The 11,654-nt window shown below is 60.7% G+C and carries 9 protein-coding genes and 1 pseudogene; 8 read left to right on the forward strand and 2 right to left on the reverse strand.

Annotation, left to right across the window (positions count from 1 at the left end):
• Positions 1-11 precede the first annotated feature (11 nt).
• The 5 genes from NKH99_RS09270 (at position 12) to NKH99_RS09290 (ending at position 6,669) form a co-directional block, all read left to right on the forward strand.
• On the forward strand, positions 12-1,907 hold the full coding sequence (locus tag NKH99_RS09270) for an ABC transporter ATP-binding protein (protein ID WP_353013724.1): 1,896 nt from the start codon (positions 12-14) through the stop codon (positions 1,905-1,907).
• Positions 1,904-3,802 (forward strand): ABC transporter substrate-binding protein, encoded by a 1,899-nt coding sequence (locus NKH99_RS09275; protein WP_352684413.1) that lies wholly within the window; start codon positions 1,904-1,906, stop codon positions 3,800-3,802. Before NKH99_RS09270 ends, NKH99_RS09275 begins: the two co-directional genes overlap by 4 nt.
• Positions 3,803-3,804: 2 nt before the next feature.
• A complete protein-coding gene (locus tag NKH99_RS09280; RefSeq protein WP_023675966.1) occupies positions 3,805-4,803 on the forward strand; it encodes an ABC transporter permease in 999 nt (332 codons plus the stop codon).
• Positions 4,800-5,981, forward strand: coding sequence for an ABC transporter permease (locus NKH99_RS09285; RefSeq protein WP_353013727.1), 1,182 nt, complete (start codon positions 4,800-4,802; stop codon positions 5,979-5,981). Before NKH99_RS09280 ends, NKH99_RS09285 begins: the two co-directional genes overlap by 4 nt.
• A gap of 208 nt (positions 5,982-6,189) precedes the next feature.
• Positions 6,190-6,669: a class I SAM-dependent methyltransferase gene (locus NKH99_RS09290; protein ID WP_353013729.1), complete on the forward strand. Its 480-nt coding sequence runs from the start codon at positions 6,190-6,192 to the stop codon at positions 6,667-6,669.
• 37 nt (positions 6,670-6,706) lie between these two features.
• Here the strand turns inward: NKH99_RS09290 and NKH99_RS09295 are convergent, their stop codons facing one another.
• Positions 6,707-8,122, reverse strand: coding sequence for an adenylate/guanylate cyclase domain-containing protein (locus NKH99_RS09295; RefSeq protein WP_352684416.1), 1,416 nt, complete (start codon positions 8,120-8,122; stop codon positions 6,707-6,709).
• Positions 8,123-8,325: 203 nt separating this feature from the next.
• Between NKH99_RS09295 and NKH99_RS09300 the strand changes: the two genes are divergently transcribed.
• The 3 genes from NKH99_RS09300 (at position 8,326) to NKH99_RS09310 (ending at position 11,338) form a co-directional block, all read left to right on the forward strand.
• Entirely contained in the window at positions 8,326-9,132 is an 807-nt protein-coding gene (locus NKH99_RS09300; protein ID WP_352614637.1) for a hypothetical protein, read from the forward strand.
• Between the two features lie 91 nt (positions 9,133-9,223).
• Positions 9,224-9,748, forward strand: coding sequence for a GNAT family N-acetyltransferase (locus tag NKH99_RS09305; RefSeq protein WP_352470882.1), 525 nt, complete (start codon positions 9,224-9,226; stop codon positions 9,746-9,748).
• Positions 9,749-9,952: 204 nt separating this feature from the next.
• The gene (locus tag NKH99_RS09310; protein ID WP_352817976.1) at positions 9,953-11,338 is read left to right on the forward strand and encodes a hypothetical protein; all 1,386 of its coding nucleotides are present in this window, start codon (positions 9,953-9,955) and stop codon (positions 11,336-11,338) included.
• A gap of 78 nt (positions 11,339-11,416) precedes the next feature.
• On the opposite strand, the pseudogene NKH99_RS09315 reads toward NKH99_RS09310, so the two are convergent.
• Positions 11,417-11,618 (reverse strand): annotated as a pseudogene (locus tag NKH99_RS09315) (adenylate/guanylate cyclase domain-containing protein); the annotation flags it as partial.
• Between the last annotated feature and the right edge of the window lie 36 nt (positions 11,619-11,654).

Raw genomic sequence — 11,654 nt, forward strand, 5'->3', positions numbered from 1 at the left:
CTGGTGTGAGAATGAATTTGGGCGTTGATCTGCTGCGGATCGAGGATGTTGGCATCTCTTTTGCCATTATAGGGGGACCGTTGCATGCTGTCAGGCGTGCAAATCTTCGCGTCCTGCCCGGCAAGGTTACCGCGCTTGTGGGCGAGTCCGGTTCCGGAAAATCGGTTCTCAGCCAGGCAGTGATGGGCATTTTGCCGAACACAGCCCATGTTCGCGGCCGTATCCTGTTTTCCGATCCAAAAAAGCCCGGTACGACGCAGGATATCCTGCAGATGCCGCGTGACGGAACCGAAATCCGGGCGTTGAGAGGCAGCCGCATCGGCAAGATATTTCAGGAGCCGATGACATCGCTGTCGCCGCTGCATACGATCGGCAACCAGGTCAGCGAATCCCTGCAGATTCATACGCCCATGGCCCGGGTGGAGCGCAAGGCGCGGACCGAGGAAATGCTCGGCCTTGTCGGCTTTCCCAACCCCAAGCGCGCCTATGACATGTATCCCTTTGAACTTTCGGGAGGATTGCGTCAACGCGCCATGATCGCCATGGCGCTTATCTGCCGGCCCGCCCTGTTGATCGCCGACGAGCCGACGACGGCGTTGGACGTGACCATCCAGGCGCAAATCCTGCAATTGCTGCGCGAGCTTCAGACGAAGCTGAACATGGCGATGCTGCTGATCACGCACGACCTTGGCGTAGTCGCCAATGTCGCCGACGAGGTGGTGGTCATGTACCATGGCGAAATCATGGAAGCGGGACCCGTGGAGGCGATATTCCGCCGGCCGGGCCACCCTTACCTGAAGGGCCTGATGGCAGCCGTTCCGCATTTCGACCTGAAGCCCGGCGAAAGGCTAAAGGCGCTCCGCGAGGTGCCGGTGAATGTCGGGAACCTGCTCGGCAAGCAGACGGCGCCGGCATCGAAGGGGCCGAACGACCTCCTGCTATCGGTCAGCGATCTGACAAAGACCTTCACGATCCGCAAGTCCGGATGGTTCGGCGGAGATCATCAAACCTCTGTTCGCGCCGTGGACGGCGTGAGCTTTGATATCAGGCGGGGTGAGTGCCTGGGTCTTGTCGGCGAAAGCGGCTCCGGCAAAACCACCGTCAGCAAGATCCTCATGCGGGCTGTCACCCCTACCGGCGGCTCTGTGATCTTCAATGGCCGCGATGGTCCGATCGACGTCTTGGAAGCCGAGGGAGACGCCCTGCGCATGCTGCGCGCGAAAATCCAGATGGTATTCCAGGATCCGGTTTCGTCGCTTTCACCCCGCATGACGGTGGAGAACATTTTGAGCGAGCCGCTGGAAATCCATCGACGTGGCAATGCCGCGTCCCGACTCGCCACGGTCAAGAGCCTGATGCAGGCAATCGGGCTCGACCCGCGCTTCATAAAGCGTTTTCCGCATAGTTTCTCCGGCGGGCAGCGTCAGCGTATCGGCATCGCGCGCGCGTTGGCGCTGGGACCTGAACTCCTGATCTGCGACGAGCCGGTTTCGGCACTCGACGTCTCTGTCCAGGCGCAGATCCTGAACCTTCTTAAGGACCTGCAGAAGGAACTGGGCCTGACCTACCTGTTCATTTCCCACAACCTGGCGGTGGTGGACTACATGGCAGACCGCATCGCGGTGATGTGCGGCGGGCGTATCGTCGAGCTCGCGCCGCGCGAAATTCTGCTTAGGAAACCTATCCACCCCTACACGCGCTCACTGGTCGCCGCAGTTCCTTTCCCCGATCTCGACAGGCCGATGGATTTCAAGACGCTGAAGCTCAGCGGCGCTTCCGACACCAGCGCATGGGGACCGCAATTCCGCGACGAGGGCGACGAGGATATGCTGTCGCCGCTCGATCTTGGCGGCGGCCACCTGGTGCTGGCCCGACGTTCGGCCGATGTCAGCGAGCTACGCCATTGATCAGCCGGCGCACCGTCCTTGGACTCATGGCTTCGGCATTTCTGCCGGGCGCGTTGCGCGCCGGCGATCTGGAGCCGGAATTTCTTGAGCCGCAGCTGAAGGCCAGAGCGCTGCCGGCACTCGCCGAACGCCTGCCCAAGCGCCCTCGCGCGTTGAATCTCGCCGCGATGGGCCGGCAGCCCGGCCAATATGGCGGCACGCTGCGCACGATCATCGGCAGCCAGAAAGACATCCGGATGATGACAATCTACGGGTACGCTCGCCTGGTCGGCTATGACGAAAAGCTTAACCTGCAAGCCGACATTCTCGAAAGTTTCGATGTAGCGGATGATCGTGTCTTCACTTTCAAGATACGAGAAGGACATAAATGGTCTGACGGTAGCCTGCTGACGTCGGAGGATTTTCGCTATTGCTGGGAAGATGTCTGGCTTAACGATGAGCTTTCGCAAGGCGGGCTCGCCCCGGCCCTGCTGGCGGACGGCAAGCCGCCACGCTTCGAGATCGTCGATCCGTTGACGGTCCGCTATAGTTGGGATGCGCCCAATCCCGACTTCCTGCCCAAGCTCGCCGCTGCTTCGCCCCTATCGCTTGTTCTGCCGGCCGCCTATCTCAAGCAGTTCCACAAGAAATACCAAGATCCATTCCGGCTCGCCGGCCTAATGAAGGAGAACCGGGCCCAGAAATGGACGCTCTTGCATATCCGCATGTCGCGGCAGTATCGCCCGGAGAACCCGGAACTGCCGACGCTCGATCCCTGGCAGAACCGGACCAAGCCGCCGGCTGAGCAGTTCGTCTTCGAGCGGAACCCGTTCTTTCATCGAATAGACGAGAATGGCCGGCAACTGCCTTATGTCGACCGGATTGTCATGAATGTCAGCTCGTCGGCGATCATTTCCGCCAAGACCGGTGCGGGCGAGAGCGACCTGCAAGGCATGGGAATTGACTTCACCGATTACTCCTTCCTGAAGGATGCGGAGAAGCGCTACCCGGTGAAGATGCATCTCTGGAAACGCACACAAGGTTCGCGGCTGGCGCTGCTGCCCAATCTGAATTGTGCCGACCAGGTGTGGCGTGGCCTTTTTCGTGACGTGCGCGTGCGCCGCGCACTTTCGCTCGCTGTGGACAGGCGCGAGATCAATTTGGCTGTGTTCTACGGATTGGCGCAGGAAAGTGCCGATACGGTCCTGCCGGAGAGCCCGCTCTACCGGCCGGAATTCGCGAAAGCCTGGGTCGCCCATGATCCCGACCAGGCCAATGCCCTGCTCGACGAGGTCGGGCTTCAGGCGCGTGACGATGACGGCCTGCGGATACTCCCCGACGGACGCCCGGCGCAGCTCGTAGTGGAAACGGCCGGCGAAAGCACGCTGGAAACCGACGCGCTCGAGCTCATCACCGATCACTGGCGCAAGATCGGCATCGCCCTGTTCATCCGGACTTCGCAGCGCGACATCTTCCGCAGCCGCGCGCTTGGTGGCCAGATCATGATGTCGATGTGGTCGGGCATCGACAATGGCGTGCCGACCGCCGACATGAACCCCTACCAACTCGCCCCCACCGTCGATGACCAGCTGCAATGGCCGCTCTGGGGTGCTCACTACTTGTCCCGTGGCAAGGTCGGCGAAGCGCCCGATCTTCCGCCCGTGGTCGAGTTGATGGCTTTACTCAAGCGCTGGAACGCATCGACCGAAGCCACGGAGCGCGCCGAGATCTGGAATTCAATGCTGTCGATCTATACCGATCAGGTGTTTTCGATCGGCACGGTAAACGGAACGCATCAGCCGATTCTGGCATCCTCGCGGCTGCGCAATCTGCCTGACAAGGCGCTCTACGGCTACGACCCGACCGCCTATTTCGGTGTCTATATGCCGGATACATTCTGGCTTGGAGAGTCCTGAGCGTGCTTCGATATTTTGTCTGGCGTATCGCCGTCATGGTTCCAACGCTGCTGGTCATATCGGCACTGGTGTTCACGATCATCGAACTTCCCCCAGGCGACTATTTCGACAGCTATGTTGCCGAGCTTCGGGCTCAGGGCGAAGCGGTGGATTCCGATCGCATCGAGATGATGCGCAAGGAATATGGTTTCGACAAGCCACCGGTCATTCGCTACTTCTACTGGGTCGGCGGGATGCTGCACGGCGATTTCGGCTATTCCTTCGAATATGAGCTGCCGGTTCGCGACGTCGTCGGGGACCGAATGTGGCTGACGGTGCTGGTTTCCTTCGTCACGATCATCTTTACCTGGCTCATCGCCTTTCCGATCGGCATGTACTCCGCCACGCATCAATACAGCTGGGGCGACTACGGCCTGACTTTCTTCGGCCTTCTCGGCCTTGCGATTCCGAACTTCATGCTGGCGCTGATCCTGATGTATTTCGCCAACATCTGGTTCGGAACGTCTATCGGCCATCTCATGGACCAGCAATATCTCGGCGAGCCGATGAGCTGGGCCAAGGCGAAATCGATCCTCGCCCATCTCTGGATTCCGGTCTTGATCATCGGCACCGGGGGCACGGCAAGCATGATCCGGCGGCTGCGCGCCAATCTGCTCGATGAGCTACATAAGCAATATGTCGTGACCGCGCACGCCAAAGGCCTTCATCCCTTCAGGGCGCTGGTCAAATATCCGCTGCGCATGGCGCTCAATTTCTTCATTTCGGATATCGGCTCTATCCTGCCGGCCATCATCTCCGGTGCCGAAATCACGGCGATCGTGCTGTCTTTGGAAACGACCGGGCCGATGCTGATCAAGGCGCTGCAAAGCCAGGACATGTATCTCGCAGGGTCGTTCCTGATGTTCCTCGCCTTCCTGACGGTCATCGGCGTCCTGATTTCCGACCTGGCGCTGGCGCTACTTGATCCGCGAATTCGTTTGCAAGGCGGCAGCACCAAATGAACACGCAATCGCCGCTGCCCGCTCCGGGTGCCCCACTGCAACACTACGTTTCCATCGAGCCCTTTGACCTGCAGTCGGTCGAGGCGATGACGCCGGAGCAGGAGAAGGTCTTTCAGGCGTCGCAGTTGCGGCTGATGTGGTGGAAATTCCGTCGGCACCGGCTTGCCCTTGTATCCGGCATATTCCTGGCAGCGCTTTATTTCGGGATACTGATCTGCGAGTTCCTGGCGCCCTACGATCTGCACACGCGCAACATGGACTACATCTATTCGCCGCCGCAGCGGGTGCACCTGTTCCACAACGGCGAGTTCGTCGGGCCGTTCGTCTATGGCCGCCAGATGACGCTGGATATGGACACGCTCAAGCGGAACTACGTCGAGAAACAGGATGATGTTCAGCGGATCCGTTTCTTCTGCAAGGGCGATAAGTACCGGTTCTGGGGCCTGATCGAAGGTGACAGGCATTTTGTCTGCCCCGCCGAAAACGGCCAGCTCTTTCTGGCCGGCACTGACAGGCTGGGGCGCGATGTGCTCTCGCGCATCATCTATGGCGCCCGCATTTCACTGACAATCGGCCTCGTCGGCATCAGTTTCAGCTTCCTGCTCGGCATTGTCATCGGCGGACTGGCCGGCTATCACGGCGGTATCTTCGACCTGATCGTCCAACGGATAATCGAAGTTCTGCAATCGATCCCCAGCATTCCGCTATGGCTGGCTCTGGCGGCGATCATGCCGATAACCTGGAGTCCGATCCTGATCTATTTCGGCATCACCGTCATCCTCGGGCTGCTCGACTGGACCGGACTGGCGCGGGCCGTGCGTTCGAAGCTTCTAGCCTTGCGCGAGGAGGATTACGTTCTGGCCGCGCAATTGATGGGCGCCAGAAGCAGCCGCATCATCGGGCGGCATCTCATTCCTGGCTTCATGTCGCATCTGATCGCGACGGCGACGATCTCCATACCCGGCATGATCCTGGGCGAGACGGCGCTGAGCTTCCTCGGGCTCGGCCTGAGGGCACCGATAACCAGCTGGGGCATCCTGCTCACCGAGGCGCGCAGCGTCAGCGTGATCGCGTTCTATCCATGGCTGCTTTTGCCGATGCTCCCCGTCGTTCTCGTCATCTTGGCGTTCAACTTCCTCGGCGACGGGTTGCGGGACGCCGCGGACCCCTACAAATGACATCGCTGTTCCGCCGCGCGCTGCGCCGCCGATTCCACCCGGTATGATCCTTGTCGGCAGCCTGTTCGCTTGTTGCAGTGTTCATCGTTCGCCTCTACACGCGGCAAGACTCGATCGGGGTTTAGCTCGTCGGCCTGGGTTTCAGCCGCGAAACGCTCTGGTCGGGGGCAGTTGATTTCGTGAACTGGTTCTGGACATACAATCGCACATGAGTCGCCTTGACAGTTTCATCCGGAGGATGACCGCACAGCGCGACATACTCGATCATGTCTGCGCCGAGGTTGCGAAGATGGAGGGGCCCGTGCTCGAGCTCGGCCTCGGCAATGGCCGGACGTTCCACCATCTGCGCGAGCGCCTGCCCGGACGCCGGATCGTAGCGTTCGATCGCGCACTTGCCGCACACGCCAGCTCAATTCCCGAAGCTGAAAACCTCGTGCTCGGCGAAATACGCGAGACGGCGAGCAGGTTCATTGGCATCGACGCCGCTCTTGTTCATGCCGACATCGGCACCGGCTATGACGATCGCGATGCAGTGACCTCTACCTGGCTTCCCGATCTGACCGCGCGCCTGCTTCGCGTCGGCGGCATCGCGGTCAGCGGCACGCCGCTCGATCACCCGCAGTTGCAACGCCTCTCGCCGCCACCTTCGATTGCCGCCGATCGTTATTTTATCTGTAGGCGCGTGTGAGGGGCCGGGACGAGCCAACTCTTCAGGGGCCAAGCCTTCAGGGGATCGTGTATACTGCTATCTCCCGGTCAATGCCGCGCAGCGAGACCTCGTGGGGCACGGGCGTCAGCGCGTTCCTATGTAAGAGATCGGCGGTGAGATTGTCGTCGACCACCGCTCGAGTGGCGAAGATCGCCTGTGCGTTGGCAAGGTTCTGCACCCGCGAAGCAATGTTGACCGTCTGGCCGAAATAGTCCTGTCGCTCATTCATCGACACGGCGATGCAGGGGCCGGCATGGACTCCGATCTTGAGCAGCAGATCCTCGCGGCCGCTCTTGTCGTTGAGCGTACGCATGGCATCGCGCATCCTGAGGGCTGCAGCAATCGCACGATCAGGCGTCGCGAAGGTCGCCATCACCGCATCACCGATCGTCTTCACCACCGCGCCTGCCTCCGCCGTGACGATCTCGTGCAGAACCTGGAAATGCTCGCGCACGAGATCGAAGGCTGAAAGGTCGCCCACCCGCTCGTAAAGCTCGGTCGATCCGCGCAGGTCGGTGAACAGGAACGTCAGGCTGGTGATCTTCAGGCGCTGGTTGATGTCGAGTGTATCCGTGCGATAGAGATCGCGGAACGTCTGGTTGGTGAGCAGGCGCTTGGCGGTCAGGAAGGGCCGGCGTTTTCCCAGGAAATCATGCAATGTCTGGCCGGCGATGAAGACTGTCGGCAGCACGCGGGTGTCGGTCCGGTTTTCCAGCGAAATGCGCAACGGGCCGGGTTGCATCTCCAGCGTCTGGTTCTGGACATGGTCGCGGTCGAAGGCCAAAGAGAGGCTCCGGCGCTCCTTTGTTGGTTCGCCCTTCCCGTCGATGAACTGCGCTGAATGGGTGACCGGCTCGAAGACGATGATGAATTCAGACGGAAGCTGTATGGTCAGAACCGCCTTTTCACCGGGCGCAAGCTCGATATCCTCCAGCGAGAACGCTTCCAGCTTTTTCACGAAATCCTCTTCCGGCAGATCGACGCCGGACGCCCAGTAGATCTGGCGGAAATATTCCGCCACCGGCAGTTCGTGTGGATTGTGTGCGGCAATCCTGCGCACGCGGGGACTGACGGTGAATGTCACCTCGACCATCTCGTCGAGAGTCGGTGAATAGCCCTCGGAGCACAGCGCGCAGGTGTATTCGTCCTTTTGCAGGGTTTTCAGCGTGGCGTTGGTGTCGAGCACACCGCCGCAGCCGGGGCACAGAACATTCCAGGAAATGTCGAAGATGCCCACCCGCGCCGCATGGAGAAAGGCGCCTATTGCACGCTCCTCGTCGAGGCCATGCTTGCTGGCGAAGGCTGGCGCATTGATGCGGCAAAGTTCGCGGTCCTCGCCCTCCGCGATGGTTCGCTTGATCGCGTCGATCGCCTGCGGATCGACATCGGCCGATCGTCGCAGAAGTGAGAATAGATCCTGAGCTTCGTTCATCGTGCAGGCTCCGGAAAATGCACCTCGAGGCGTTTTGACGGACCGATCTTTGGTCCGAGTGTTCCATCTTACTTCGAAACGGACCGTACGGCCATTCGAATGGATAAGCCTGGTGACCGTTCAATTTCCATTCGGCGGATTTTAACCGGCCGCAAGCAGCACTATGATGGTCCATGGAGCATTCATCTTTGGGATTTTCTCCCATGCCGACATCAGACAATCCGCCATTTCCCGCGGTCCTGCGCCTTTTTTCTGCGGGGGTCATCGTCGTCCTGATCGTAGGCGCCGGCCTGTTTTTCATGCCTGCGCTGGTGAAACCGGGCTGGCCTTGGGCCGTCACGCCGTTCAATGCGCGCTTCCTCGGTGGCTTCTACACCGCCGAAATGGTCGTGATGGCGGCACTGCTGGTCTGGAATCGCTGGTCGCCCGGCAGGCTCGTGCTCGTCATGGCCTTCATCTTCACCGTCATCGTGTCGGTGGCTTCGTTCATCAATCTCGGCTATTTCAACTTCGAGCGCAAAGCGCCTTGGCTGTGGTTTTTGGTCTATCTTGCTTCGGCCGCGCTATCCGGGCTGTTCCTGTGGCGGGCCAGGGCCCGTCCTTCCGCAAAAGGCGTGACCTTAAATCTCGCATGGCGCGGCTACATGCCGGCGGAATCCGCGATCCTTGGGCTCTATGGCGTCGGCCTGTTGCTGTTTCCCCTGACATTCAGTGGCATCTGGCCATGGCCGATCGATGCCTTCCACGCTCAGGTCTACAGCGCCATCTTCCTCGCCGGTGCGGGCGGTATATATCTCGTCTGGAGAAGCGCGCCGCGCGAGGAACTGCTGGTGCTCGGGTTGGCGCAGTTTCTGGTTGGCCTGCTTGCCATCCTCGGCGTCGTCATCACCGACGCTGCGGTGCACCGGATCGACTGGACGGCGACCGGGACATTGTGCTGGCTCGCCCTTTTCGGCTGGATAGGCATCAGCGGCGTGTTCAAACTCTACGCTGCCTCCCGGTATTTTTAGCCCGCAATCGGTATCATAGGTCAGAGACGGCTGGATTTTCAGGTGGCGTCCGGTGCATCGTACCGGGCCGATTGCCTTCGCCGGGAACGCCATGACCAGCACGACCTCGCCACCCGCCGAGAAAATCCAGCCGCTGCTGCGGTCCGTCCGGTCAAGCGATGCGGAGGCGCTTTGCGCTATCTTCAACATGCCGGGCTTCCGCTGGGGCACGCTCAGGATGCCTTTCGAGATGGTGGAGCAGGTGGCGCGGCGCATTGCCAAGTCCGGCCCGGAAACCACCTGGATCGTTGCCGAGCTGGACGGCAAGGTCGTCGGCCATGGCAGCCTGGTCGTGCAAGGTTCACCGCGCCGTTCGCACATCGGCGAGATCAATATCGGCCTTGACGATGCCTTTGTCGGCAAAGGTATCGGCTCTGCCATACTTGGCGCGCTGCTTGACGTGGCCGACAACTGGCGCGCCCTGAAGCGAGTCGAATTGACCGTCTATGCCGACAACGAAGCGGCCCTCCGTCTCTATAAGAGCCACGGCTTTGAGATCGAAGGCCGGCATGTGAAGGCCGGCTTTACCGACGGGCAGTACCACGACCTCCTGAGCATGGCCCGGCTGCGGTTCTAAGATCCGCTGTTTGCCTTAGCTGTTTGGCCAATCTGACAATTCGTGCCGAGGCAGCGAACAGGGGATTGCTCAAGGAGAATTGCGTAGGATACGGTCATTTCGTCTCACACCACCTTGATCGAATTGACGATCTATGTGGGCCGGCCGCATCCAGCAAGTCTGGTCTCGCTTGGCGTTTACACCGCAAGCGGCTAGACGGGACCAATGACCGCCGTCTTTGATCCAACCCCTACCCCTCCGCGGGAAATTCTGGCTGTGCTGTCGCTGCTCTGCCCGGAGGTCGTGCGCGACATCGAGCAGAACTGGAATGCACCGGTTTCCGACTACGCCCGCCATCTTTGGCGGCCGGTGGCAAAGCCTGCATCGGGCCCGGCGATCGCTGCCCGCTCGATCCTGCGCGAAGTCCTGCATCAGCGCCTCGGTAGGATCATGCAGCCTGAGAAGATCGGCAAAGCCCTCGACGAGTTCGAGCACAGACCGGTGATTCAGTCCGGCCTGCACTGCCTGCTTCTGATGGACCGGATCACCTTCGATGCTCTTCTGCTTGCCTGGCTCGGCGCGGTCGAAAACGGGCTGTCGGCCTTCGTCGGCTTCATGGGAACGACGATGACCATGGAGACAGTTGGCCGGGAGGGGCCGGGATGGCTCGATGTCGGCGACGACAAGGTCAACCTGTTTGGCATGGGACGCCACAAACTGTGCCGCAAAAGCGCCTGCGTGGCCGGTCCCGTCTCCCTCAACAAGCGCGTGCTCGAAGCGGTGGGCGATGAAACGGATGGCAGCCGCTGGCTGGGCACACTGCTTGCCAGCCGGGACAAGGTGTTTGAAACCGCCGCCGATGCGCTGACTGAACTGAATGAGGATCTGGTCGCCAATTGGGATCGTGCCAGCATGGCCCTGCCGGTTTTCGTCGATGATCGGGTCGCCGCGGCTGCCATGGCGCGGCATCTAGAATATGACGGCAGCCTTCTTTCCAGGCTGCTGATTGAACCCGCAAGACGCCAGCGTCTCGAACATGCCTGGCAAGAGGCCGCATCGAGCCCATTTGGCAGATTCCTGCCCAATGCCACGGACTATTTCTGGGGCATCCGCGAGGAGCGCGTGCGCAAGCTCGTTCTCGAGAACGGGCACCTGATCGAGCCCGACAGGCCGCAAGGTCTTTCCATCCCGTTCGAGCGGCCGTATCTCAGGCAGGCGCTGCTGGACGGCGTGCTGCTGCCGAACTTGTTCCTGACGTTCCTCGTCCTTGCCATATTGCCGCGCGTGCGGGTCGTGGGCGGCCTGAGACAGATTGGCTATGTAGCGCTTTTCCACTCGATCCTCCTGGCCGTGCTGGACGAAAACGTGCCGGAAGAGCGCGATCTGGCCGCGGAACTGCAGGTTCGGGAAAATGCCTGGGGCATGCGGGTCATCGATGAAAAGATATCAGTCCGCGAGCAGCTTGCCGTCCTGCCGGAAGGAGCGCTCTTCCCGGACCTGCTCCGGCAATACCGATTGCGGACATTTGCCGAGACGACCGACGACCTGAAACTGGTTCGCGAAAACGCCAGATGGCGCAAGATCGGCCAGGCAGAGATCAAGCCGACCTGAGCCTAATTCGCAACCGCAAGCGACGGCGATCCATCGGGGAGCCTCTGGCGTCTGACCCCGCCGCACAGGCCTCACCTGTCATTGCACCACACCGCCCTTGCGGAGCCCATCCACCACGTGTTCGAAATCGACCGGTTCTTGTGGCAGACCAAGCGGTATCCAGCGAATAGTGGCGATTGACGCGAAGCACCTCCTGCCATGGCGCGCGGGCCTCGGCGAAGCGGCCCAGATGACCGTAGCTGGCGGCCAGAAACGCGCGCGAGACGTCGGTGACAGCGTTTGCGAGCCAGCCGTTGCATCAGAGGTCATGGGTAGC

The organism is Mesorhizobium sp. M0854, assembly GCF_040319815.1.
GTDB lineage: Bacteria > Pseudomonadota > Alphaproteobacteria > Rhizobiales > Rhizobiaceae > Mesorhizobium.